Genomic DNA, 24,910 nt, shown 5'->3' on the forward strand with positions numbered 1-24,910 from the left:
TACAATGATATTGGGCACCTAAGTGCCCATCAAACTTAACTGCTTAAGCCTGCTTATCACATACCATATTCGCCATTGCAACATATTGTTCAACGGAGATTTGTTCTGGACGCAGGTTGTGATCGATACCTAACTGTTCGAACTCTTCATCACTTAACACTTGTTTGAGGTTATTACGCAGTGTTTTGCGGCGCATATTGAATGCCGTGGTACATAGCTGGCGTAGCACATTCACATCTTTACAGGGGAAGGGTTTTTCTGCATAGGGCAAAAGGCGCACTACGGCAGAATCCACTTTCGGTGGCGGCGCAAAGCTATGGGGTGGTACTTCGAGTACGGGGACCACTTGGCAAAAATATTGTGCCATAACCGTTAATCTGCCATAGGCTTTCGTACCTGGACTTGCAGATAAACGCAGCACTACTTCCTTCTGCAACATAAAGTGCATGGTTTCAATCAGTTCGGCAAACTCGAACAGATGGAACATTAACGGAGTTGAAATATTGTAAGGTAAGTTACCAAAAACTTTGAGTTTTTTACCTGGGACAACCAACTGACTAAAATCAAACTGCAATGCATCGCCCTGATGAATGGTGAGCTTATCCTTAAGTACTGGGTGATGCTGCAAGCGCTCAACCAAATCGCGGTCTAACTCCACTACGGTGAGATTGTCTATCGAGGAGGCGACTGGCTCCGTTAAAGCGCCAAGGCCTGGGCCGATCTCTACCATCACATGGTCGTTATCGGGGACGATCGCACCCACAATGCGGTTAATCACATTGTTATCAGTTAAGAAGTTTTGTCCGAAACGCTTTCTGGCCGTGTGGCCTAAATGTACTTTGCTACTCATTAATATCTAATCGTTTAGTTTTTTGAGGATAACTCAATGGCTTTATTCAAGGCGCAGACAAAACTGCCGATATCGGCTTTGCCAGTTCCCGCAAGATCGAGCGCCGTACCATGGTCAACCGAGGTACGGATATAAGGTAAACCTAAGGTAATGTTTACCGATTTGCCAAATCCTTGTGACTTTAGAACGGGTAAGCCTTGGTCATGGTACATGGCCAAGACGACATCCGCGTCCTGTAAATATTTAGGTTGGAACAGGGTATCGGCGGGTAGAGGGCCGACAATGTTCATTTGATATTCTTCACGCAGTTCATTCAGTGCCGGAATAATCACATCGATTTCTTCCCGGCCAAGATGGCCGTCTTCACCCGCATGGGGATTTAAGCCACAGACATAAATCTTAGGCGAAGCAATGGCAAACTTGCTGATAAGGTCAGCGTGTAAAATCTTGATTATATGATGTAAGCGTTGGCGTGTAATGGCTTTAGCAACATAAGCCAGTGGAATATGAGTGGTCACCAGTGCCACTTGTAAACCTTGAGTTGCTAACATCATCACTACATCGGGGCAGTTAGCCTGATGGGCAAAAAACTCGGTGTGACCACTAAAGGAAATCCCTGCTTGATTGATGATCCCCTTATGCACTGGGCCGGTGACAACGGCATCAAACTCGCCACTCATGTTTTTTTCACCTGCGTAACGCAGAGTCTCAACCACATAGGTACTATTTTGCTCATCAAGTTGCCCACAGACGGCTTCAGTGACGAGCTTGAAGGGGGCGATTGTCAGCGTACCTGCTGCTTGAGGTTTTGGGGCTTGATCAGGCAAATAGGGGCGAAAGGTAACATGAAGGCCAAGTCGTTTAGCCCGGCTGGCTAATAATTCAGGATCCGCACAAACGACTAACTCAGCAGGCCAAGCCTGCTGAGCCAGTTGCACGACTAAATCGGGGCCGATACCCGCAGGTTCTCCGGGGGTAACGGCAATACGTTTAGTGGTCAATTTACCTTAACCTCGATTAGACTCAGGCTGAAAGACTTCAATGTATGCGTCGGCACGCATTTCGTCTAGCCAGTTTTGCAGTTCTTCGTTAAATTTGCGACGGAAAATCAGTTGGTGCGCACGGTTAGTATTAAATTGATCCGTGGCATCGGTTTTTCTACGCTCTTCTAACTGAGTGATATGCCAGCCGTGGGTAGTACGGAAAGGCTCACTGATCTGATCAGGGCTTAAACTATTAAGTGTCTGCGCAAATTCTGGCACATAAATACCAGGCTCAGCCCAACCTAACTCGCCCCCCTTAGTCGCTGAACCCGGATCTTCAGAGTATTGACGGGCTAAATCTTCGAATTTAGCTTCGCCTGAACGAATTTGCTTCAGGAACTGTTCTAACATGGCCTTAGCGCGATCTTCCGACAGAATTGGCGATGGCTTGAGCAGGATATGACGCGCTCTCACTTCTTCAATTTCTTTGGTTTGTAAACCACGAGCATCCATAATCTTGATGATATGGAAGCCAGCACCGCTTTTAATTGGGCCGATAATATCGCCTTTTTTGGCGCCATTAATGACTTCAGCAAACAGGGTTGGCATCTCGTTGATGTTCATATAATCCCAAATACCGCCTTCAAGTGCTTTAGGGCCAGATGAAGAGGCGATAGCGGTACGGCGGAAATCCTCACCACTCTTTAAACGTTCAAGCACCGCATTGGCGCGTTTGCTTGACGCTTCGAGTTGTTCACTGGTGGGATTATTGGGTACATCGATCAGGATATGGCCGATTTGGTATTCGACGTCCTTCATGCCTTGCTCTTGGATCAGTTTCACTAGGCCAGTGATTTCCTGTGGTGAAACTTGGATACGGCGTTGTACTTGAATACGTTGGATTTCACCTAAGGTGATTTCTTCACGCAGTTGCTCACGGTATTGGCCGAAGCTTAAGCCTTCGCTCTCAATTTTTTGCTGCATTTGCGCCACGGTCATTTTTTGTTCGCGCGCAATGTTTTCAATTGCTTGGTCTAACTGTAGGTCACCAATATGTAGACCAATGCGATCCGCCATTTGTAATTGCAGACGAGTCAAAATTAATCGCTCGATAACCTGGGTGCGCAGTGCACTGTCGGAGGGTAACGATTGATTCGCGGCCTTAGCATTGGCTTTAACCGTGTCAATCATATTGGTGATTTCACTTTCGAGCACAATACCGTCGTTGATTTGAACGGCAACACGGTCGAGTGGCTGGGGAGCTGCCATGGTTGGCTGGCTGATAGCGAGTGCAAATAAAGCAAAAATCAGATGTTTACTGGGTTTCATCCACAAAATCCTTGGCACGTTCTAAGGTCAGATTCGACGGCTTATTTAAGTTAACTTTACCATTTATATCGAAATTACAGTGAGTTGCCTAAATGTTCTTTTGTTGGTAACTCTTAAAAGATGCGTCACTCAATTCAGTTATTGGGTGAACGCACAGCTTTCATTAACTTGTTTGGACTCTCAGTCCTTGTTGAGGTTCAGCAATCTACCACAATTCTTTGCTAATTCCTCAGATAAAGCGGTTTTCTGTAGTTAAACAGACCATCATTGAGCATATCCGTTACACCTAATGGACCAGAACCACCGAGCCCTTTGATGACTAAGTTGAGGTACACACCACGTTCAAATTGCTCGCGCTCATCGATAATGGCTGAGCCGATGTTGTCATCGTAGTTGGTTTTAATGCGATAGTGATAACTGAGGCGGATTGCATAACAGCATGATTCATATTGGAAACCTGTATAGGTTTCTATGCTACGACTCTCGTTGAGGTCATAGTACCAGTTGCCAACAAAATAGAGGCTGTCATTGATAGGCCAAGCTCCGCGAACACCTGCTTGGGAGATATTAACCAAATCGTTAGTGTTGGAGTTCAGTAGATCGGGTACATAACGATAGCTTAATTGCAGTAGTTTGTTGGCTTCAGGACGGAAGTCTAAGGTGACTTCGGTCTTTTTATTGTCACTGGTGTTGGTATCGTACTGAATGGCCGCGCCTAAATACCAGTCTTGGCTTAAACGAGTATCTAACTCGGCCGCCAATACTGAAGTTGATTGATTTTGCTCAAAAATATTATCTTCGAAGCCTAGCTTACTGTCTTGAAGATAGAAGATTTGTCCGAGACTGAATTTGGTCGCTTCTTGGTTATGGTCATCGAAGAAACGAGTTGTAATACCAAGAGTCACTTGGTTGGCATCGGCGATACGGTCAAGGCCAGAGAAGCGGCGATCTCGGAATAGACCAAAGTAGTCGTCCTGCAATTGGGCGGTATCGTAAATACCAATACCCCGTTGATCCTCATAACCTACATACAGATACTGGAATTGAGGTTCGAGTGTTTGGCGATAATTTTGCTCAAATATTTCGGTAAAACGTTCGAAGTTGATTTGTCCGTTGATACGCACCTGAGGAATGGTACGGCTCACAGTGTCATCTAAGGTATCAAATTTAGTGTTATTTTTGTCCTGCCAATAGTTAGTTTGCATTAACTTTAATTGGCTAGTCAGTGAGCCTGAAGGACCATGGATTGGCAGTGTTAGGCTGGGTGCCATATGCAAACGGGTTGCCGTGTTTACATCGTCATCTTGGTGGGCAAAATTGGTCAGCTCTGAGTTAAAACCAAAGTCCAAGTTGTTCCAAAAGTCGGCGGCACGGTAGTTAAAGTTAACCTGTGGCATCACTTGGTATGGCTTTTCATCTTCGCCCAGAACTTTAATATCCTGCACCCGAGTGCTGATATCCCAATCACGTTCGAAGTAACTGACTTCGCCAATCCGTGATAATTGGTTATCGGTCGCACGGTTAACATCAGACTTTAAGTCGTTGAAATAGTTGTTATCCGAAACTTCAGTAAAGTTAGTCAATACTCGCCAGTTTTTATCGATAGCTCCCTGGTGTTGCCAGTTATACAGGTAACGATTTGGGCTGCCGCCGATCATTCGATCACTGCCTAGATATTCAAAATTCAAACGGCCATTTTGAGCTTCACCCGCGAGATAACGAAACTCAGTTTTAGTGAATAACCCGCGGTTAGTCATATAGTTTGGCGTAAATGTCAGGTCGTATTCCGGTGCAATATTCCAATAGTAGGGCGCTGACACCTCAAAACCGTTGGTGGTGCTGGTGCTAAAGCTTGGATAGAGGAAGCCTGTTTTACGTTTGTCTGAAACCGGAACCGTCATATAAGGGATGTAGAACACCGGAATATCGGCCACTCGCAGCTTGGCATTCCAGATCTCGCCCCATTCTTCTTCGCTGTTGATCTTAATTTTTTCGGCTTCAAGCAACCAAGAGACGTTGTCAGGCGGACAGGTGGTAAAGTTCGTATTGGTTAAAATCAGGTTGTTGTTTATGGTGATTTGCAGTTTTTCTGCATCACCGTGCACCTGTTGCCCGTGCAGCCAATACTGTGCGCCTTTGAGGGTGGCACGATTGCTGCGCATTTGCGCCTGTAGCGAGTCTGCGGTAACGGTAAAATTGCTGTCTTGGAAGACTAAGTTGCCATTAGCATCAAATTGTTCTGTGGCTTGATCGAGGATGGCTTCATCGGCAGCGATGTGTCTATCGCCTTGGCTGAAGACCACATCACCGGTAAAAATCGCTTGCTTACCCATTTCAGCTTTTGAGCGGTCTGAAGCTATTCGAATTTTTGCTTGTTCAGCCGCACTCAACCCCGGTTGAGATACGATACGAGGTACTGGCGGTTCGATTAGGCATTGTGATGCTGAGGTTGCGGGAGATTCGTCTGCCAGGACTAATTTAGGTAACAGGCTCAAGGCCAGAAGGTAACGGATCTGCATCTTAGGTCAATAATAATGATTTCTTAGTCTGGACAAGTATCGACGGGGAAAGTTGCAAACTACAAGTGCAACGCAGCAAATAAATCTCTCAATTTCTTAGCTGTTTCCAAATTATATGCCAGCTATAATAAAGCAATTTTTCTATAAGAGCCATGAAATGACTTTATCCGATCCGAGATTTATTTCCCTTAATCAGTGGCTGAACCGTTATTTTTCCTATGATGTGACCCCGATATTGATTTCGGGTGATGCTAGTTTTAGACGCTATTTCCGCGTCGTTGCGCGTGATGCTAGCTATATTGTCGCCGATTCTCCGCCCGCCTTAGTGCCTATCGCGCCTTTTATCGCCCTCGCCAGTGGCTATGCGGCGGCGGGACTGACAGTTCCAAAAGTGATTACTTCCGATGCCGAGCAAGGTTTTATGCTTCTGAGCGATCTGGGGGATACTCAGTTATTGTCTGTACTTACGGACGATAATGTCGCCGATTATTACCGCCGCGCATTGGCATTATTGCCTCAAGTCGCCTCAGTGGTTGAGAGCTTTGATCCTGTCACAGGCAACACGCAGCCCTTGCCTTTATATGACGAGGCGTTTGTGCGCCGTGAGCTGGGGATCTTTACCGAGTGGCTGTTAGAGAGGCATTTACAGCTCGAACTTAGCCATGAGGAACGCTTACTGCTGGAGAAGAGTTTTGGCCTCTTAGTAGAAAATGCCCTCGCTCAGCCAAAAGTGGGGATGCACCGGGATTTCCATAGCCGTAACTTGATGCTAAAAGAGGGTGAGCTGTGCGTAATTGATTTTCAAGATGCGGTGTTAGGCCCTGTGACCTATGACGCTGTGTCTTTACTGCGGGATTGCTATATCCGTTGGCCGCAAACCATGGTGCTGGAATTAATGCAGCAGCATTATCAGCAAGTGCTTGAATTAGGGCAAATTCCGGCGCAGACATCCTTTACCCAGTACCAAACTTGGTTTGATTTAATGGGGCTGCAGCGCCATATCAAGGCCGCGGGTATTTTTGCCCGTTTACACTATCGTGATAACAAGCCCGCCTATATGGCCGATATTCCGTTAACCTTGTCCTACATTGTGGATATTGCCAGTGTTTATCCTGAGTTGGCACCGTTTTCCGCTTGGGTGCAATCGCGCGTTGTGCCTGCGTTTGCGGCCAAGGGAAAGGATACTCAGCAGGGAGACAAGCAATGAAGGCGATGATCCTGGCGGCAGGCAGGGGAGAGCGTTTACGCCCATTGACTGACTCTTTACCAAAACCCCTAGTACCGGTGTTAGGTAAGCCGCTGATTGTGTACCATATCGAGAAGTTAGCTGCGGCGGGTATCGTGGATATCGTGATAAATCACGCTTGGCTTGGGCATAAGCTTGTCGAAACCTTAGGGGATGGTCATGCCTTTGGGGTCAAGATCCAATATAGCGCCGAAGCATCGGCACTCGAGACCGGTGGCGGAATTAAACAAGCCTTGCCTCTGCTGATAACGGATGGCGACTCGGATGCACCGTTTTTAGTGCTCAATGGTGATGTGTTTATCGATGCCTTGCCGACGATTGTCCCCTTAGCGGATACAGCTCTGGCGCATTTATGGTTGGTGCCGAATCCCGAGCAACATCCTAACGGTGACTTTGCCTTGGAGCAGGGCCTTGTACGTGAACAGGGTGAGCAAAAATACACTTTCTCTGGCATGGGCTTATATCGCCCATCATTATTTGATGGCACGCCGAATGGTGCCTTTGCCCTTGGGCCTTTGCTGCGGGCTAAAATGGCCGATGGCCTGATCACCGGAGCACACTTTAATGGACTCTGGTGCGATGTTGGGACGATTGCGCGTCTGCAAGCATTGGAGTCCGCGCTAGCGTAATGGCATATCGACTAACGTTTAGCGCCCTGAGTGAACGGTTTCACTCGCAATGTCGATTGAGTGACTGAATAAATTATCAAATTGGGAATTAAGATGCGCCTTTGGGGTAAGTTTTTTGGATTTGTTATCGGGTTTATGTTTGGCCGTATTTTCGGTGCGTTACTGGGCTTATGGCTTGGTCATCTCTACGACAAGCGCGCCAGTGGTGGCGCCAGTTTTAGTCAGATCCTAGGTCAAGCCAAGAATCGACAGGGGATATTCTTTAACACCACCTTCGCCGTGATGGGCCATGTGGCCAAGGCGTCTGGTCGAGTGACTGAGACCGATATTCGTATCGCGACTATGTTGATGGATCAGATGCGCTTAACAGGTGAAGCCCGTAAAGAGGCGCAGCAGGCGTTCCGTGAGGGTAAAGAGCCTGACTTTGACCTGCGTAGCAGCCTGCAAGCCTTTCGCGCTGTGACCCAAGGCCGTCAAGAACTGGTGCAAATGTTTATCGAGATCCAAATTCAAACCGCCCTATCGGACGGTGAGCTCGATGCCGCAGAACATGCAATTCTGATGACGGTGGCCCAAGAGTTAGGTTATGGTCGTGGGCAACTCGATGAATTACTTAAACGTTGGCAAGCGGAATACCGTTTCCACCAAACCTCTAATGGAAATAAAACCTCGATTACCGACGCCTATCATTTGCTCGGCATTAATGCCGAGGCAACGGATCAAGAGGTCAAGCGGGCTTATCGTAAGTTGATGAACGAACATCATCCCGATAAATTGGTTGCTAAGGGGTTACCACCCGAGATGATGGAAATTGCCAATCGTAAGGCGCAGGATATCCAAGCTGCGTACGACAGAGTGAAATCGGAGCGCGGCATGCGCTAATGCTTCGGTTAACGTTGTCGACGCAAGGAATAATAACGATAGATAAGGGATTAAGATGAAATACGTTAACCGATTAAGTGTGATTGCAGGTTTATTACCTCTAACCCTCGCATTACCAACCTATGCCGAACCCGAGCTGTTTGTCGCCCCCTACGGTGGTTACAGCTTTGGCGGCAGCTCGTTCGATATCAATGAACTCGATGCTAACAACGCTGAAACCAATAATAAGCAGAGTGTGGGTATCGAAGAGGCGAGCCATTACGGCCTCATGTTAGGGATTGGCACTAACGATCCCGGCAATATTTACCTGCTCTACAGTCGCCAATCCTCCGAGCTGAAAAGCGGGGGCCTGTTTACCCCAGACTTAGTCGCCTCCTTAGATGTGGACTATATCCACCTTGGCGGCACTTTATTCTTCCCAAGTGGCGATTTTCAGCCCTACATTACCGCCAGTGCCGGGGTGACTCGGATGATGCCCGATGATTGGTCAACGGAAACCCGTTTCTCCATGGGCATTGGTGGTGGCGTCGAATATCGTATGATGCAAAACTTTGCGTTGTTTGCGGATCTGCGTGGCTACGCGACCTTTATCGACAGTGACACCTCACTTTTTTGTAATGAAGACCAATGCTTATGGCATGTCACATCGGATGTAATGTGGCAAGTGCAAGCCAATCTTGGGGTCAAACTCAGTTTTTAATTTTCCTGCTTTATGGGCAAGGCGCAAACGCAGTTAAGAGGTAAAGATGAAAATAGTCGTACTCGATGGTGAAACCTTAAATCCAGGGGATTTAACCTGGCAAGCGGTCAGCGCATTAGGGGAATTTAGCTGTTTTGCCCGCACGCCCTCGGCGGAGATTATCCCCCGTGCTCAGGATGCGGAGATCGTGCTCACCAACAAGACGCCCCTCGATGCCAACACCTTAGCCCAACTGCCTAAGCTTAAATATATCGGCGTGCTCGCCACCGGCACTAACGTGGTAGATCTTGCCGCCGCAAAAGCGTTAGGCATAGTGGTCACCAACGTGCCCGCCTATGGTCCCGATGCCGTCGCACAAATGGTGTTTGCCCATATTTTGCATCACACGCAAGCGGTTGCGGCGCACCATCAAGCCGTTGCCGCAGGGCAATGGAGCAATTGCAGTGACTTTTGTTTTACCTTAATGCCGCTGCAATCCCTCAAAGGCAAAACCTTAGGCTTAATTGGTTATGGGGATATTGGTCAGCAGGTGGCTAAACTCGCTTTAGCTTTCGGCATGAAGGTATTAGTAAATACCCGCACTGAACCTAGCGATTTGCCTCAAGGCGTGAGTTGGACATCCCGCGATACGGTATTCAAGGAGTCCGATATTCTCTCGCTCCACTGTCCACTTACCCCTGAAACCACCGAGCTGATTAATGCCCAAACCCTTGAATTAATGAAGCCGCAGGCGCTACTGATCAACACCGCACGCGGCGGCTTAATCGATGAGGCCGCGCTGGCTACGGCATTAAAGCAGGGCAAAGTCTTTGCCGGCGTCGATGTTCTCTCAACCGAACCACCAAGTGCAGATAATCCGCTACTAACAGCACCCAATATCAGTATCAGCCCCCACAATGCTTGGGCGACCAAAGAAGCACGGCAGAACCTACTTAATATCGCAACGGCAAATCTCAGCGCTTATCTAGCTGGCGAGCGAGTTAATTGGGTGAATCCATAAGGCCTGTGGGTTAGCTTGTTTCTGTTTAAAGGGAATAGGCTGCTACTCCAGCGTAAATTATGCAGGGATCGTAGGTAGTTAAAAATGTTGGCACCAACTGATAGGTGCGCCATGGCATTCGCTCACCGACACGCAGCAAGTCCATCCTTGGATGCTCGACCGCCCCGTCCGTGGGGCGGACGGTCGTCTCGCAAACCTCCATGGCTCACCTATTTAGCATCGGCGTAATCTGTAAGTTTTAAAGAAATACATAGCACGCTTTTTGGACAAAAGCGTGCTATGTTTTGCGCGAAATTATCTCCATTTCGGATAAACAAAAATAATCCTAAACGCTGAGTCGTGAGCAACTTAAGGATGTAACGCTTGGCTTGAGGCTTTACCTTTACACCATTTGCCGCTGTTATGCTGCTTTTTAAATTCACACATGCTATCCCATCGACCACTTATGCCACTGTATTGACGACGAAACTCTTTGGCTGATGTGAGCCACGCATCGGGCGCAATACCTAATTCATTGAGTAGCTTAGGTCGTTGATTATCGATATAGCCTTTCTTATCAAGGCGGATGGCGCGGCCTGTCCAATCAATCAGTTCGAGATAATCGGCAAAGTGAAACGGAATACCCACTTGCTGATTCAGGTGAGCTGCGCCATCGAATTGGACCAGAGACTTGTGGGGAATATGAGCTTCATTAGTTGAGAAGTCAGTTTGTAGCTTTGAGATAGCTAATGGGCGATTGGGTGAATCTAGCGAGTTAATTCTCTCCTGAATCGATGTAAAATCAGAGGATTGCAAAGAATCGGCAATTCCTGCTCGAATGGGATTTAAATCCACATACATCATGCACGCGAGCAGGGCTTGCTCATCTAACAGTGCTTGCGATTTAAAACGCCCCTCCCAAAAGGCGCCTTTACACTCATCTTCTCGATTGGCTTTACGAGCAATTTCCTCATTTAAACAACGCATAAACCAAGAAATACTGCTTAATCGTTCATGCCACTCGGTAATTAAGCCATCGAGTAACATGCGTTCACCTTCGATTAAAGCATCACCATGCATATACTTAGTAGCAATTGCATGGCCTTTAGTGATTTGGCACCAACGGCTGATAATGTCTTTTTGCGTTAAGGATTTGGCCTTATCGACATCTATTTTAAGCACTAAGTGGTAATGGTTACTCATCACCGCGTAGGCGCAAATATCGATACAAAATATCGCAGACAAGGCTTTGATTTTATCAACTATCCAGCCACGTCGATGCTCGTAACTACGTCCAGATAACTTATCCTCGCCGCACAAAAAAGCCCTTCTAACACAGCGATTTATCACATGGTAGAAGGGCGTTGAATTAGCATCAATTAGCTGTCTTCTTGCCGAAGTCATCGCAAACTCCACACAGACAAAATCAGGATATTTTAAAGCCTAGTTGAAGGTGCTGAATAACACAAAAAGATATGGCTGTCCCCGCTATTAATAATTATTAAGAAGTTTAACATGCGCAATAGCTGTTATATCGTACCGTCTTACCATTCTCTCTCTGGCTTCATCACCAAAACAATCCATATCAACCTTTACATCTCAAGAGTATATGAAGTTAAACCTAACACAAACTCAACTTGCTGCATATTCGGATATCATTTTGGCTAACGCCCGCCTAAACTCAAACACAACAGCCATAACCACCGCGGCTCAATGGGACTGGAAACGCAACGCGTTGACAGTCCCTCTTGAGGCGTTTGTTAGCTAAAATATGCCACATCTTCTGACTGTACTTGAATACTAATTGCTTTCGGTTCAATTTTATTGATGAAACGTAGCGCCTCATTACACCAATCATAAAGAGAAACTAAATATTCCCATTTTTGTTCATTTTTCTCGTTTTGAAACTTAAAACCCTGAACACGAATAAAACCACCCCACCACTTTAAATCCTCATGGCAACTATTAGATGATTGAATATCTAAATAAAAGCCATCAGCATGGATTATTTTATTGCATGACTCTCGAAAACTAACCTCTTTATCTCCACAAATACATAAAACAAAGTCTTTGGGTGAATGATCAATTGAATAAGACTTATCGTTACGCTTCATTGAGTCATCCAAGCTTCTTAGCTTGATAGATATCTCAACTACACTACTGCTAATCATTGACTTAAGCATTACTAAATAAGACGACCTATCATAAACTTCTTCGTACTGTTTTACGCCAATACAATGCTTTTTTACAAAGGGCTCGCTAGCATGTATTAAGTTTTGTACAAGAAATATTTTTTGCCTTAACTCTGCTATATCAAACATGTGAGACATAACTTTACCTTTTTAGCTAACTTCTTAGTATTTATGCGCTGCGCTGTTTATCTCGTTAGACCAGCAAAAACGCGCACTGTTAACTACCTGTATGCAAAGAACTTATCAGCTTTCTGCCAAATACACTATCTGGAAAAACGCGCATGCGCGTTTTCCAAACCTATTAACTAAAATTCAGTTACTATATTCACCTGATTTTATAGCGTTTTATTTTTGCAGATGGAGTTAATGTGCACTGATATTGTCTAAAAATCATACCAAAACACCTAAATTTAAATATGACTGTATACCCATCATTGTTAGCCGATTTTTGGTAAGGCCAAACATAGGCAAATAGATAAGAATATGTATGGCATCAGGTGTGGGAATTTTCGATTGAGCTAACGAGCCGAAACACTAAATGGGGCATTAGCTTTTTAGCCAAATGAACAGTTCGATGGTCGTAAAGATTGCCATTGTTGCAACAGTGACCGTTGGCGGCATGGCCACTCTTTCACATCCATGTGAACGCGACATTTACACTTACATGTGTTACAGATGCCGCCGTCGAGCCTATAAGGACATATTCATGGCGTGTCACTGGGAAAACAATGGCAATTCTCCCTGTACTCCAGCAATTCATCAGCTCTGCTTTAGCGCCTTTCTTTGGTGATAAGAAAGGCGCTTTGTGTTTTTACTGTTTACGCTTTCTTCTGCGCCACGCGTAAGCGCCGAGTAGGGCGGCTATGATGGCAAAACTAACGGCCACAGGCTTTTTCAGTTTGTGGTAAATCGCATTCCACTCGGCGATTTGGTTGGCCTTTTCCCGTTCGACGGCGCGGTCAAAGTCTGGGGTTTCACACTGAGTACCAAAATTCTCCGCCCAAGGCACAAAGGGGCCGTTGGCGACGTATTTTTTATAGTAGCGTTGGGCGAGTTCATCATCGCGATATAACACCCAACCTGTGGCTTGGCACAATAACGCCGCATAGGCTTGGCTGTTGTGGGGCACGAGATCGGCGGCCTTGCTTGCTAGTTCGGCGGCTTGGTAGCGATAGTGGAAACGTTTGTCGGGAATCGCTTGGCTGGCACTGATGCGTTGCTGCTCTTTATCACTGAGCTTATCCGCTGCATACCAATCTCTTAGGTCGAACATTCCAGCATAAATCGAATAATCCGGCGCTAATTCAAAGCCTAAGATTTCCATTCCTTGATGACGCGCGAGTTCGGCGGCAGTCCAATAGGCGCGGGCACTCTCAATGCCCTTGCTACTCTTGGCTGTGGTCAATGCCTTGCCATACTCCTGCACATTGGCATTAAGTGTGGGATTACTGAAATAAGCTGGCGCTTCGGCAATCGCGCCTTCACGCAGTAAGCGACGACCCAGTAAGTAACGCAGGCGATTATTGAGTGGCTCGACACTGTCGTACCAATCGCTGTCCTTGGGATACTCGAAGTTCATTACCGGCACATGCTCGTCGACAAACAGCTTAAGCTCGGCGGTGGTGAGCACGCGCTCGGCCACATAGGCGATATCCTGCCAATACTCATCGCCACTGGCGAACAGTTGGTTTAAGGCATCGACATATTCGCCCCGTTCAAGGGATAGCACGCCCTGCTCGGCGCGAATACGGCAATAGGTGGCTTGCTCTGCATCGGCTTCAATGGCCTGCTGCTGAGCATCCTGTTGGCTGGTAGTTGCGGTAGCAGCGTTCATATCCGTTGGGAAATGGCGCACCGCTTCGGCATAGGCCTTAGCGGCTTGGGCTTGATCACCCTTTTGCATCATTAATTTGGCCGTGAGCCACCAAGTCAGGCCGCTGGGTTTAGCGAGGGCAATGAGGCGCTCGGCACTGGCATAGTCGCCCAACTGATAGTAAATCGCGGCTAACTTATCGCCTTGGCTCAGCATGAGGCCATCGGTTGGGAAGACGGTCAGCGTTTTAGCGACCTGTTGCCCCATTTCTGTAAGCTGTCCATCAAAGGCGAAGTCATTGGCGCTGCTCTGCCAGTAGGCGATAAGCAACTGCTGCACACTTGGTTGCTGCAATAAGGGCTTAATCTCAGTGATATCTTTCGCCATTAAGGTGCGGCTTAACATCAACAGCGAATCATAACCGCTGCTGTCGCCCTCGGCCGATTGAGTGGCATATAGCTCAATAATCTTATCCAGCGTGGCGGGATTTAAGGCCACATCAATTTTTGGCGGCTCATATTCCCCACGAGTGACTTCAATTTGAGCTTGGCCTTGATGCAGCAGAATATAAGCCTGCTCGCCAAGGCCGGCTAAGCTCAAGCGCAGCGGATCGGCGGCACCTTGAGTCACCTCAGTTTGTAGTTGCTGCAAGTAAGCATTGGCTTGGACAAAATGGCTATTATCGTTGGCGGTTTTGCTCTTTATCAGCTCGATACGAGACAAGCTATACAGCGCCCACAGGCTGCGACCCGCACGCTCACTCTCAGGTAGGGCGATGACCTTTTTAAAGTAATCGCTGGCTTTATCGTACTCTTTGGCATCAAACGCCATGGCGCCAAGGCTGTACCACGTTAAGGCGGATGGTAAGATTTCTTTTAACTGCGCGGCGATTTGCTCGGCTTCTGCCAAGCTTTGCGCATCACGCAGGCTATTAACTTGCGCAAGTTGAGCCTCGGATAACTCACTGTTTTCATAAGCGCGAGTCTGGGAAAGATAGCGACTGTGTGCCTCATCCCAAAGATACTCCTGCGCCGCAGGCTCATCTTGAAATTGCCAAGCTAACGGCTTAGCAAGCCCATTGATTTGCTGGCTAAAGCTGGTTTGCGGTAAATAGCTTAAGTTGTATTGCCTGTCTTGGGTTAATTGCAGCGGAAAGTCTGGGCCGCAGGCTAATAGCGCAGGGGAGAAAAGACTTAACCCAATCAGGCTGGTTTGTTTTAATTTGGTTTTCCAGCGAGGAATAGCCTTCGCTGGCAATGAATTTGACTTATGGCGCATAAATTCCCTGTAAATGTAATGACTTACAACGTGCCCAGCCTATGACTCTGCGTCCATTTGGGCTTAGCTCGATCGCTGAGATTAAATTCGGCGCAAACTGCGAGGAGGCTGGTGCGGCTGCGCGCTCCTTTGAGGTGGCTTGCGGTAACTGCCACACTAATATTCCTTGGGTTAATTTGGCTTGATAACCGTTTTGGGCATCATACCCGCTGCACGCCTGCGCCGCTAGGGACAACTGGCTCGGTAACTTGCCCGCAAGATTGCCCTTATTGACTAACACCAGTTGAAATAAGCGGCTTCCCGGCGCCTCCTGTTGGGGCGACTCGGTATTGGCTTGGCTTAAGATTTCTAGCTCAATGTGCGGGGCGAGCGGTTGCTGCTGGGCGACCGCAATCAGGGTCGACAGTGGCCAAACCCGTTTATCCCCTTCGAGGGGCAATCGAAACCAAATCGTTCCCTTAAGCCTTGGGTCGGCAAAGGTGTGCAGTTTTTTAACGAAGGACTGCAACACCAGAGGATCGGCCATCAACTCCTGCCGCGCAATATGCTGCGAAGATGCAGTGTCTGCCAAAGGCATTTGCATCGGCACTTCACTCTCCACTCGATAACCCGCTGCCGTGCTATACACCGCCGAGCCGTAGGAGGGCAGGGCTATGAGATAGGGCACCTTAGCTAACCGTGACAGCTGCTCGACCCATTGCCAACCTTGGGTGGCGTCGAACAGCCCTAAACGTGGGTCGCTGACACTGTGAATTTGCAGTACCAGCTCATCAATATTGTCAAACAACGCCGGAAATTCTGGGCTGCTCAACCAAGCGGGCAATGAGGTAATGCTGAGTTTAAGCGTGTGGGGTAATTGGCTTTTTAACTCGCGTAAAAAAGCGTTATAGGCAGCGAGTTTACTGCTGGCACTATCGTGATCGATTTCAATTCCCGCAAGCCTTGTGCCCTTTGCCTGCCAGTCTTGAATGAGCGCGAGGATTTTTTGGAGAGCTTCGCGATTATTAAGGCGCGTTAGTTGGCCATCTAATCTTATCACCGCCACTTTAGGGCGAGGATCGGCCTGTAACCAGGTATGGTTGACCTGCACTTCAAACCAGATATCCGCGCCATTGGGTTTGGGATGGGCTTGCAATGCTAGGATGCGAACGCCATTAAAGGTGTTTTGGCTTTCGACCAAGGCGCTTTGATTGGCATCGCGCCATTGCCGCTGCCACACATATACCTCTTGGGTTAATTCACGCGGGGCGGTGGTGGCTGTTTTGATGCTCGATGTATCTTGATTCGCAGGTTGACAGGCGCTAAGGAAAACTAAGCCAAAGGATAACGCCAGTAACTGGGATAACCTGAGCAAAAGGAAAAGGGTGCGATGTATCGCTTGCAAGGATTTTGAGTGCTTGGGCTCAAAGTGCTTGGACTGAAAGCGTCTAGAGTGAAAGCGCTTAGAGTGAAAGAGAGTGGAATAACGACTACGTAAATCCATGGGATAAGAGTAAAAGCCTAGCGTGGATTGTGCCAAATAGAGGGCTACTATGCCTCAAAACCACCTTGGATTGCATCAGGCTTTTGCATTAGACGCGAAATCAATTTGACTGAATAAGAGATGGCGGTTAACTCGGCTAAAATGCCTTAATAACGCGCCCAGCAACAGGCTGGGCGCAGTCATTATCGCCAAGGTATTGGCAGTTGTTAAGCATTCATGCCTAGAAAATCACTTTTACCTTAGATGCACTATCCAGCGCTTTGTTGACTGCGCTTTCGATATCTTTATCGCGGGCGAGGGCAACCCCTAAACGGCGGCGACCATCGATTTCAGGCTTAGCGAATAATCTGAGCTGAGTATTCTCCGCTGCCAAGGCATCGGCAAGACCTTGATAGCGAATGTTTTTCGATTTGCCTTCCACCAATACTACCGCCGAGGCGCTGGGGCCATGTTGGTGGATATTCGGGATCGGCAGGCCAAGAATCGCCCTGACATGCAGTGCAAACTCGGATAAATCCTGGCTAATTAAGGTGACTAAGCCGGTATCGTGCGGACGAGGTGAGACTTCTGAGAAGTACACATCACTGCCCTTCACAAACAGCTCGACCCCAAATAAGCCGTAACCACCGAGGGCTTCGACTACTTTGCTGGCGATTGCTTGGGATTTTGCCAGCACGTCGGCCGACATGGCTTGAGGCTGCCATGATTCGCGGTAGTCGCCGTCTTCTTGTCGATGACCAATTGGCGCGCAGAAGTGGATACCGTTGACTGCACTAATAGTTAATAGGGTGATTTCGTAATCGAAGGGGATAAAGCCTTCAACGATAACACGACCACCGCCCGCGCGGCCGCCTTCTTGGGCGTATTGCCAAGCTTTGGCGCTTTGGGATACATCACGGATAACACTCTGGCCCTTGCCCGATGAACTCATCACGGGTTTGACCACACAGGGCACGCCAATTTTGCTAATCGCTTGATTAAATTCGGTTTCAGTGTCGCAGAAGAAATAGGGCGACGTCGGTAAACCTAAGGTTTCAGCGGCGAGGCGGCGAATGCCTTCTCTATCCATAGTGAGCTTAGTTGCGCGCGCGGTCGGCACGACATTGAGGCCTTCGGCCTCCATCTCAACTAGGGTTTGAGTGGCAATAGCTTCAATCTCGGGGATCACTAAGTGGGGTTTTTCTAGCTCAATAACGGCGCGAAGGGCCTTGGCATCGAGCATATTGATTACATGGGAGCGATGGGCTATTTGCATGGCGGGGGCATTGGGATAACGATCAACGCCTATCACTTCAACACCTAAGCGTTGTAACTCAATGGCGACTTCTTTACCTAGCTCACCGCAGCCAAGCAACATGGCGCGTCGAGCGCCCTCGGTGTAAGGAGTTCCTATCATGGTGTGGGTACCTTTTTATATTGGGATAATTGACGCCTTGGGACGTTCTTACGCCATAGTCTACCCCGATTGGCGGCAAAGCATGAGACTGAAATTAACAACTGTGTTTTTGATCAAGCTATTTAAGGGGGATTAGTGCTTGACATGGTAAAAGTCCTGTTCAGTCGCTGGTTTTATGTTAACTTTTGGTTTCATAACGGATTATGGACTTAAGATATGCAAGACATTCGCGATTTGACCGCTGTACTACGCTCTAAAACGCCCATAGTGGTGATTGAAACCTATGAAGAATATCGTGTTGTTGACATGCTTAAGCGAATCGCGAATGTACTCTATCAGCCGCTATTTACTTGGAGTATTACCCAAGGGCTTACGCGGGTTGATAAGCCGATGCCTGCACAGAAATTTAATACTGAACCCAGCGATATCTTGGGGCAGATTAAAGCGACGACCCAGCAGGGGATTTATGTGCTCTGTGATTTTCATCCCTTTGTGATTGATGCGCCAAAGAATGTCCGTCTGCTGAAAGAAATCGCCCTCGAATACGATGCGCTGCAACATACGCTGGTGCTAGTGAGTCATGCCTTTGAGATCCCGCCCGAAATTAAGCGTTACTGCGCCTATTTTCAGCTTACCCTGCCGAGTACCTCGCAGCTTGAGAACCTGATTTATCTTGAGGTGGATAAAGTGCGCACCCAAGGCATGCCATTGAATGTGGATGATAAAGCCGTGATTAAACTGGCGGAAAACCTGCGCGGTGTGACCTTAGATGATGCCAGACGATTGATCCATAAAGCGATTGTGGATGATGGCGCCATTACTCACTCAGATGTGGATCTGATTAATAAAGCCAAATTCCAGCTGCTCGATCTTAATGGCATATTGCAATTTGAGTACGACACCAGTGATTTTTCGCAGATTGCTGGATTACATAATCTCAAAAAATGGTTAAAACAGCGCGCGCCAGCGGTGCAGGTAACCACCGATGCCAAGGCTGCGGTACAACCCGATGCGCCAAAGGGGGTGTTATTACTCGGAGTGCAGGGCAGTGGCAAAAGTCTTGCGGCCAAAGCGGTGGCGGGTGTGTGGCAGCGGCCCTTGCTCAGACTCGATATGGGCGCCTTATATAACAAATACATAGGTGAAACAGAGAAGAATCTGCGTAACGCTCTCGAATTGGCCGATATGATGTCTCCTTGCATCCTTTGGATTGATGAAATAGAGAAAGGCTTAAGCGGCAGTAGCAGTGATGAGGGCACTTCGACCCGCATTCTTGGCACACTATTAACTTGGATGGCGGAGCGTAAGTCTGAGGTGTTTGTGGTCGCCACCGCTAACGATATTCAAGCCCTGCCGCCCGAGCTGATGCGTAAGGGGCGAATGGATGAAATCTTCTTTGTCGATTTACCCGATGAGGCTATACGCAAAGCAATTTTCTTGATCCATTGCCAGCGCCGCGGTATCGATGTGACTCGGCTCGACCTTGCGCAGCTTTCACGCCATAGCCAAGGGTTTTCGGGGGCTGAAATCGAGCAGGCGGTGATCGCCGCTATGTACAGCGCCCGCAGTTTAGCGCGAACGCTTGATCAAGACATGTTGTTAGAAGAACTGACCAAAACCAAACCGTTATCCATAGTGATGGGCGATAAGATTAATGCCCTAAGACAATGGGCTGCGGGGCGCACAGTCAATGCACATGAGTAGCAATTGGGCTGATAATCGCTGATTTATATGTGGCGGCTTGTGGGGCATCGCTTCTTATCCGCCATAAAGCGACTTTAGATTTTAGTGTTGGCTTTTGATTGGGGAAAGAGTTGGGTATCATCACAGTCGATGTTAACTTGCTGGTGAATATGGATTATTTTTCAGTTTCTAATGGCAAGTTTTTAGTGTGAGTAATATTTGCCGTTTGTGTTGTACAGCATGATAAGCAGGGATAGAGATGAGTTTCGAGCAAGAGTTTACAGAAAAAGTCGGTGGCTACTTAGCCAAGCTCACCGATAAGTTACAGCCCATTCTTAAGCAACTGATTGAGCATGACTATCCCCAAGAGGTGGCCACGCTGGCGTTTGAAGTCTTTGTCGATCGTTTTTCATCCCAATTCCCGGTGCGGGTATTTTTTATGGATAAAGATAACATCGAGTATTTTGTGGAACTCGATGGCAAGGCTGCATACCCATCACCAGTCAATCCAAGTTTGCTCGATATCGACCATGTCTATCCCGATGAGTTTGAAGAGGAATATATCGACAAGGATGAAGATCTTGACCCTTGGCAGATTGCAACCAACGCGCTTATCGAATGGTTCTCCAAGTGCTGGATTGCGGCAGGTGGCCAAAGCTTTAAATTAAAAGCTCATATCGCTCCCCATGACAGCCACTATGAGTTCAATTTAGTTGAAAGTCAGTGGCAAGAACGATGCTAACTCGCTTGAAGTTAAAGCTTTTAAATCAAACGCTTGGATGTTGTGATTCTTGGGTTAATGCTCAGACTGAAGCCGTGATATCGTTATCCAGCCTTGGTTTGCTCGCCTCTACATCGGGAGTAACCCCATAGAAATCTAAGCTGACATTACCTATCTGCAAATCTCGTCTTTGCTTACTTTACGCGTTGCTCACTCACGCTAGCCTTTTTTCGATACAAGACATAAAGGCCTAGGCTTTTGAGCTATCCCAGTCTCGTCGCTTGCTGTATTTGGCAAGCCATAATTCATATCTTGGCGATAGTAATTTGTCGACACTGGCCACCTTTCCTTGGATGCCATTTGTCGCATCGCAATAAACCATTGTGTTTTTGATCAAGCTATTTGGATGGTTTTGTTGCGAATTTGTCATTCTGGTGTAGAACTATATGGTGTCTCAAATTGAAAGACACTGTGTGGCAAAGAGCGATTTTGGTAAAGGATGTTTTACCGAAATAAGGAATGGGAAGGGAGTGGGAGCTCAGCATGTTTCTGGATTATTTTGCCTTAGGCATTTTGTTTTTTGTCATAGTGGTGATTTTTTATGGCGTGATTGCCATTCACGACATTCCCTATGAAATTGCGAAAAAGCGCAATCATCCCCAGCAGGATGCATTGCATATTGCGGGCTGGGTCAGTTTATTCACGCTACATGCCATTTGGCCTTTTTTATGGATTTGGGCGACCTTGTATCGAGAGGATCGGGGCTGGGGATTTAGCACTGTGATGAAGCGCGAACAAGCATTAGAGGATGATGTAAAAGCGCTAAGAGAAACGGTATTGGCATTACAGGCAAAACTTGAGCAACTTGAATCGGCTCCCATTGCCACCCCGACAGCTGCAAGCGTTGAGACCATTGCTGCAACTTCCACTGTCGTAAGCCAAAAAGCGGAGGTATAACATGGATTTACTATTGATATTAACCTATGCCTCCTTTTGCATTGTGATTTTTAAAGTGTTTAAGATCCCGATGAATAAATGGACAGTGCCAACCGCAGTACTTGGTGGTGTGGTGCTCATTGGGGCGCTGTTGCTGATCATGAATTACAACCACCCCTATTCACGTTTTGCACGGGAATACTATGTGACTATCCCTATTACGCCCGCAGTGAAAGGCATAGTAACGTCTGTTGAAGTCAAATCAAATACGTCGATTAAACAAGGGGATGTGCTGTTTCGCATTGACCCAACCCCTTACGAAGCTGTTGTTAAAACGAAAAAAGCGGCGTTGTTAGCGGCAGAGCAGGAAGTGCCACAACTTGCGGCCGCATGGGAAACAGCCAGGGCAAACGTGGTAAGAGTTGCTGCTGATAGAGAGCGCAATAAGTCGGCTTACGATCGTTATGAGCAAGGTCACCGTAAAGGTGGAGCTAACTCTCCCTTTACTGCGCTGGAGTTAGACAATCGACGTCAACTGTATTTAGCCTCTGAAGCACAACTTACCGCGGCGCAAGCGGAAGAGTTACGTGCACGTCTTGCCTATGAGTCAAATGTGGATGGGGTGAATTCAAAGGTTGCTGGGTTGCAGGGCGATCTTGATAATGCCTTATATAATTTGGAACAAACCATTGTGCGCGCTCCAGCCGATGGCATCGTCACCCAAATGGCGCTGCGCCCAGGGGCGATGGCGGTTCCCTTACCTTTGCGGCCCGTGATGAGCTTTATCCCCGATGAGCAGCGGTATTTTGCCGGTGCATTCTGGCAAAATTCACTGCTACGTTTGCAGGAAGGTGATGAGGCTGAAGTCGTGCTCGATGCGGCGCCTGGACAAGTGTTTAAGGGTAAAGTCGCTAAGGTATTACCCGCGATGGCCGAAGGGGAAATTCAGATGAATGGCATGCTGCAGTCGTCGAATCAGCTATTCCAAACGGGTCGGGTTATCGTATTAATCGATATTGAGGACGATGCGATACGCCGTCAATTCCCTGCAGGGGTTGCTGGACAAGTGGCTGTGTATACAGAGCATTTTCACCATGTGGCTGTGATGCGTAAAGTGCTGCTGCGGATGCAAGGCTGGCTAAATTACCTGTTCTTCGATGGGCACTAGTGGAGTTTTAATCTAACTACTTTGCTTGAATCTCGTTTTTAAGCTGTTCGAGAGTTAATAAAAAGCGCTGATAAGACTGTCAGCGCTTTTTTGTTGTATGCCGCAGGTAAATGCGGGCTGTGATTAAATATCAAAGGCTAAGCTGCCCGGTGGCAGGAAGGGCCAGCTTTGACGGATAGGCGAACCATCACCTTGTTCAGCAAAGAAATAACCCGTTCTAGGGGTGGCGTAGACCACACGGCCTTTTTGTAAGCCTAACTCCTGCAGGTGGTGGTGAGTAAATTTGGCTTCCCATAATTCTTCACTCTGCCAGCCGATAGGCGCCAGCTCGACACGCACTTCAGCGCCAATTGGGGTTATCGCTACAATCGTAAACGGAATATGCGCTTGGCTGTTAGGCTTATCCGCCAGTGCTAGCTCATGGCTGCGTACATAGAGCGCGCCGTTTTGTTGCAATGCTGTTTGCTCAGGAGGCACTAAGAAGGCGTCACCATTGGTCCAACGGTTTTGCTGCCAGCTCGACTCAAATCGATTGACGTTACCTAAAAAATCAAACACAAAGCGGCTGTTGGGTTGGGCATACAACTCAATGGGAGTATTCACTTGCTCAATATTGCCGTTGCTCATCACTACCACTCTATCGGAAAGCTCTAAGGCTTCGTCCTGATCGTGGGTAACAAACACGCTAGTGAATTTCAGCTCATCGTGAAGACTGCGTAACCAGCGGCGGAGTTCTTTACGCACCTTGGCATCGAGGGCGCCAAAGGGTTCATCGAGTAACAGTACTTCGGGTTGAGTCGCTAAGGCGCGGGCCAAGGCGATACGCTGTTTTTGACCGCCAGAGAGCTGCTCAGGGTAACGCTGGGCTAGGTGCCCAAGTTGCACCATTTCGAGTAAATGGCTGACGCGTTTTTGGATTTCAGCCTTAGACGGGCGCTGTTTTTTGGGAATCACTTCGAGCCCGAAGGCGACGTTATCGGCGACCGTCATATGGCGGAATAAGGCGTAGTTTTGGAATACAAACCCCACTCTGCGGTCGCGCACATGCACTTGGGTCACATCGCGATTACCGAAATGGATTTGGCCGCTATCTGCGCCCTCAAGGCCAGCAATAATCCGCAATAGGGTGGTTTTACCCGAGCCGGAAGGCCCGAGAAGACCTATCATCTCGCCTTCTTGAATATCCAGATTGAGCGGCGAGAGCGCCTGAAATTGGCCAAATTTTTTGGAAATATTAGTTAAACGAATACTCATAATGATTGGCTCTGCTCTTGGTTGTCATTGGCGGATAAGCTGCGTTGTTGGCGCCACTCTACTAAGGCTTTTAGCAGTAAGGTAAATAGGGCGATCAAGGCAAGCAGTGACGCGCTCGCGAAGGCGGCTTCGGCCTGATAATCTTCGTAAAGTAATTGCACATGCAAAGGTAAGGTGTTGGTTTCACCACGGATATTGCCAGATACCACGGCAACAGCACCAAATTCACCCACAGCCCTAGCGTTGGTGAGGATCACCCCATAAATCAGTGCCCACTTGATATTGGGCAGAGTCACGCGGCGAAACAGTTGCCACCATGAGGCACCAAGGATGACTGCGGCTTCTTCCTCCGATGCACCCTGTTGCTGCATCAAGGGAATTAATTCTCGGGCAACAAAGGGGCAAGTGACAAATATCGTTACCAGTAAAATCCCTGGCCAAGCAAACATGATTTGTAAATCGTGTTCGAACAGCCAAGCGCCAAGCCAGCCGCTGTTGCCGTAAAGCAATAAGTAGAGTAAGCCTGCGACCACGGGGGATACCGCAAAGGGGATATCAATTAAGGTGATCAGTAACTTACGCCCCGGAAACTCAAAGCGTGTCACGCTCCAAGCGAGCAGTACCCCAAACACTAAGTTTATCGGCACAGTGAGCGCCGCGACTATCAGGGTCAGCCCGATGGCGTGGAGTGAGTCGGGTTGGCTCAGATGCTCGATATAACGCTCCCAGCCACCGACAAAGGCTTGCTGGAAAATACTGACTAACGGCAGCAGTAATAACACCATGGCCAAGAAGACTGCAAGGGTGATCAGGCTCCATTTTATCAGGGGCGCTTCACCGACTCTTAAAGGTTTAAATGAGTTCATGGT

The 24,910-nt window shown here is 47.9% G+C and carries 20 protein-coding genes; 9 read left to right on the plus strand and 11 right to left on the minus strand.

What is annotated here, in order from left to right; translation table 11 throughout:
* Nucleotides 1–43 precede the first annotated feature (43 nt).
* From rsmA to lptD, 4 genes are all read right to left on the minus strand, one after another.
* Nucleotides 44–850: a 16S rRNA (adenine(1518)-N(6)/adenine(1519)-N(6))-dimethyltransferase RsmA gene (gene rsmA / locus CEQ32_RS21135; protein ID WP_088586792.1), complete on the minus strand. Its 807-nt coding sequence runs from the start codon at nt 848–850 to the stop codon at nt 44–46.
* Nucleotides 851–864: 14 nt separating this feature from the next.
* The gene (gene pdxA / locus CEQ32_RS21140; RefSeq protein ID WP_037421414.1) at nt 865–1,851 is read right to left on the minus strand and encodes a 4-hydroxythreonine-4-phosphate dehydrogenase PdxA; all 987 of its coding nucleotides are present in this window, start codon (nt 1,849–1,851) and stop codon (nt 865–867) included.
* 6 nt (nt 1,852–1,857) lie between these two features.
* Complete coding sequence (gene surA / locus CEQ32_RS21145) at nt 1,858–3,162, minus strand: peptidylprolyl isomerase SurA (RefSeq protein ID WP_037421411.1); 1,305 nt, start codon at nt 3,160–3,162, stop codon at nt 1,858–1,860.
* A 221-nt stretch (nt 3,163–3,383) separates the two neighbouring features.
* The gene (gene lptD / locus CEQ32_RS21155) at nt 3,384–5,681 is read right to left on the minus strand and encodes an LPS assembly protein LptD (RefSeq protein ID WP_088586794.1); all 2,298 of its coding nucleotides are present in this window, start codon (nt 5,679–5,681) and stop codon (nt 3,384–3,386) included.
* Nucleotides 5,682–5,796: 115 nt separating this feature from the next.
* Between lptD and CEQ32_RS21160 the strand changes: the two genes are divergently transcribed.
* The 5 genes from CEQ32_RS21160 to CEQ32_RS21180 all read left to right on the plus strand — a co-directional run bounded on the left by CEQ32_RS21160 (nt 5,797) and on the right by CEQ32_RS21180 (nt 10,138).
* Complete coding sequence (locus CEQ32_RS21160) at nt 5,797–6,888, plus strand: aminoglycoside phosphotransferase family protein (RefSeq protein ID WP_088586795.1); 1,092 nt, start codon at nt 5,797–5,799, stop codon at nt 6,886–6,888.
* A complete protein-coding gene (gene murU, locus CEQ32_RS21165; RefSeq protein ID WP_088586796.1) occupies nt 6,885–7,556 on the plus strand; it encodes an N-acetylmuramate alpha-1-phosphate uridylyltransferase MurU in 672 nt (223 codons plus the stop codon). The genes CEQ32_RS21160 and murU overlap by 4 nt, the downstream gene beginning before the upstream one ends.
* 93 nt (nt 7,557–7,649) lie before the next feature.
* Entirely contained in the window at nt 7,650–8,438 is a 789-nt protein-coding gene (djlA, locus tag CEQ32_RS21170; protein ID WP_037421400.1) for a co-chaperone DjlA, read from the plus strand.
* Nucleotides 8,439–8,493: 55 nt separating this feature from the next.
* Nucleotides 8,494–9,138: an outer membrane beta-barrel protein gene (locus CEQ32_RS21175; RefSeq protein WP_011718023.1), complete on the plus strand. Its 645-nt coding sequence runs from the start codon at nt 8,494–8,496 to the stop codon at nt 9,136–9,138.
* A gap of 46 nt (nt 9,139–9,184) precedes the next feature.
* The gene (locus CEQ32_RS21180) at nt 9,185–10,138 is read left to right on the plus strand and encodes a D-2-hydroxyacid dehydrogenase (protein ID WP_088586797.1); all 954 of its coding nucleotides are present in this window, start codon (nt 9,185–9,187) and stop codon (nt 10,136–10,138) included.
* 348 nt (nt 10,139–10,486) lie between these two features.
* Here the strand turns inward: CEQ32_RS21180 and CEQ32_RS21185 are convergent, their stop codons facing one another.
* The 5 genes from CEQ32_RS21185 to purT all read right to left on the minus strand — a co-directional run bounded on the left by CEQ32_RS21185 (nt 10,487) and on the right by purT (nt 18,279).
* Complete coding sequence (locus CEQ32_RS21185) at nt 10,487–11,521, minus strand: transposase (protein ID WP_088586798.1); 1,035 nt, start codon at nt 11,519–11,521, stop codon at nt 10,487–10,489.
* Between the two features lie 356 nt (nt 11,522–11,877).
* Nucleotides 11,878–12,438 carry a hypothetical protein gene (locus CEQ32_RS21190; RefSeq protein WP_146128728.1) on the minus strand — a complete coding sequence of 187 codons (561 nt, stop codon included), beginning with the start codon at nt 12,436–12,438 and terminating at the stop codon, nt 11,878–11,880.
* Between the two features lie 682 nt (nt 12,439–13,120).
* Nucleotides 13,121–15,400 (minus strand): tetratricopeptide repeat protein, encoded by a 2,280-nt coding sequence (locus tag CEQ32_RS21200; protein ID WP_088586801.1) that lies wholly within the window; start codon nt 15,398–15,400, stop codon nt 13,121–13,123.
* Entirely contained in the window at nt 15,390–16,883 is a 1,494-nt protein-coding gene (locus CEQ32_RS21205) for a DUF3142 domain-containing protein (protein WP_088586802.1), read from the minus strand. The genes CEQ32_RS21200 and CEQ32_RS21205 overlap by 11 nt, the downstream gene beginning before the upstream one ends.
* A 220-nt stretch (nt 16,884–17,103) precedes the next feature.
* Entirely contained in the window at nt 17,104–18,279 is a 1,176-nt protein-coding gene (gene purT, locus CEQ32_RS21210; protein ID WP_037429727.1) for a formate-dependent phosphoribosylglycinamide formyltransferase, read from the minus strand.
* Nucleotides 18,280–18,495: 216 nt separating this feature from the next.
* On the opposite strand from purT, the gene CEQ32_RS21215 reads away from it, so the two are divergent.
* The 4 genes from CEQ32_RS21215 (at nt 18,496) to CEQ32_RS21230 (ending at nt 22,787) form a co-directional block, all read left to right on the plus strand.
* Nucleotides 18,496–19,983 carry an AAA family ATPase gene (locus tag CEQ32_RS21215; RefSeq protein WP_037421380.1) on the plus strand — a complete coding sequence of 496 codons (1,488 nt, stop codon included), beginning with the start codon at nt 18,496–18,498 and terminating at the stop codon, nt 19,981–19,983.
* A gap of 238 nt (nt 19,984–20,221) precedes the next feature.
* Nucleotides 20,222–20,704 carry a hypothetical protein gene (locus CEQ32_RS21220; RefSeq protein ID WP_037429729.1) on the plus strand — a complete coding sequence of 161 codons (483 nt, stop codon included), beginning with the start codon at nt 20,222–20,224 and terminating at the stop codon, nt 20,702–20,704.
* Nucleotides 20,705–21,226: 522 nt separating this feature from the next.
* Nucleotides 21,227–21,640, plus strand: coding sequence for a DUF3302 domain-containing protein (locus CEQ32_RS21225; protein WP_037429731.1), 414 nt, complete (start codon nt 21,227–21,229; stop codon nt 21,638–21,640).
* Nucleotide 21,641: 1 nt separating this feature from the next.
* Entirely contained in the window at nt 21,642–22,787 is a 1,146-nt protein-coding gene (locus tag CEQ32_RS21230; RefSeq protein WP_088586803.1) for an HlyD family secretion protein, read from the plus strand.
* Nucleotides 22,788–22,910: 123 nt separating this feature from the next.
* Here CEQ32_RS21230 and CEQ32_RS21235 read toward each other — a convergent pair whose 3' ends face one another.
* Nucleotides 22,911–24,041 (minus strand): sulfate/molybdate ABC transporter ATP-binding protein, encoded by a 1,131-nt coding sequence (locus CEQ32_RS21235; protein WP_088586804.1) that lies wholly within the window; start codon nt 24,039–24,041, stop codon nt 22,911–22,913.
* On the minus strand, nt 24,038–24,907 hold the full coding sequence (gene cysW / locus CEQ32_RS21240; RefSeq protein WP_088586805.1) for a sulfate ABC transporter permease subunit CysW: 870 nt from the start codon (nt 24,905–24,907) through the stop codon (nt 24,038–24,040). Before cysW ends, CEQ32_RS21235 begins: the two co-directional genes overlap by 4 nt.
* Nucleotides 24,908–24,910: the final 3 nt, after the last annotated feature.

It is taken from the genome of Shewanella sp. FDAARGOS_354 (assembly GCF_002209245.2).
Taxonomy (GTDB): Bacteria; Pseudomonadota; Gammaproteobacteria; order Enterobacterales; family Shewanellaceae; genus Shewanella; species Shewanella xiamenensis.

Coding starts and splice junctions, on each gene's coding strand:
- rsmA (WP_088586792.1), bottom strand. CDS start 850: ATGAGTAGCAAAGTACATTTAGGCCACACGGCCAGAAAGCGTTTCGGA.
- purT (WP_037429727.1), bottom strand. CDS start 18,279: ATGATAGGAACTCCTTACACCGAGGGCGCTCGACGCGCCATGTTGCTT.
- CEQ32_RS21230 (WP_088586803.1), top strand. CDS start 21,642: ATGGATTTACTATTGATATTAACCTATGCCTCCTTTTGCATTGTGATT.
- CEQ32_RS21215 (WP_037421380.1), top strand. CDS start 18,496: ATGCAAGACATTCGCGATTTGACCGCTGTACTACGCTCTAAAACGCCC.
- CEQ32_RS21160 (WP_088586795.1), top strand. CDS start 5,797: ATGCCAGCTATAATAAAGCAATTTTTCTATAAGAGCCATGAAATGACT.
- CEQ32_RS21200 (WP_088586801.1), bottom strand. CDS start 15,400: ATGCGCCATAAGTCAAATTCATTGCCAGCGAAGGCTATTCCTCGCTGG.
- CEQ32_RS21220 (WP_037429729.1), top strand. CDS start 20,222: ATGAGTTTCGAGCAAGAGTTTACAGAAAAAGTCGGTGGCTACTTAGCC.
- CEQ32_RS21175 (WP_011718023.1), top strand. CDS start 8,494: ATGAAATACGTTAACCGATTAAGTGTGATTGCAGGTTTATTACCTCTA.
- cysW (WP_088586805.1), bottom strand. CDS start 24,907: ATGAACTCATTTAAACCTTTAAGAGTCGGTGAAGCGCCCCTGATAAAA.
- CEQ32_RS21225 (WP_037429731.1), top strand. CDS start 21,227: ATGTTTCTGGATTATTTTGCCTTAGGCATTTTGTTTTTTGTCATAGTG.
- CEQ32_RS21235 (WP_088586804.1), bottom strand. CDS start 24,041: ATGAGTATTCGTTTAACTAATATTTCCAAAAAATTTGGCCAATTTCAG.
- djlA (WP_037421400.1), top strand. CDS start 7,650: ATGCGCCTTTGGGGTAAGTTTTTTGGATTTGTTATCGGGTTTATGTTT.
- CEQ32_RS21190 (WP_146128728.1), bottom strand. CDS start 12,438: ATGTTTGATATAGCAGAGTTAAGGCAAAAAATATTTCTTGTACAAAAC.
- CEQ32_RS21180 (WP_088586797.1), top strand. CDS start 9,185: ATGAAAATAGTCGTACTCGATGGTGAAACCTTAAATCCAGGGGATTTA.
- CEQ32_RS21205 (WP_088586802.1), bottom strand. CDS start 16,883: ATGGATTTACGTAGTCGTTATTCCACTCTCTTTCACTCTAAGCGCTTT.
- CEQ32_RS21185 (WP_088586798.1), bottom strand. CDS start 11,521: ATGACTTCGGCAAGAAGACAGCTAATTGATGCTAATTCAACGCCCTTC.
- surA (WP_037421411.1), bottom strand. CDS start 3,162: ATGAAACCCAGTAAACATCTGATTTTTGCTTTATTTGCACTCGCTATC.
- murU (WP_088586796.1), top strand. CDS start 6,885: ATGAAGGCGATGATCCTGGCGGCAGGCAGGGGAGAGCGTTTACGCCCA.
- lptD (WP_088586794.1), bottom strand. CDS start 5,681: ATGCAGATCCGTTACCTTCTGGCCTTGAGCCTGTTACCTAAATTAGTC.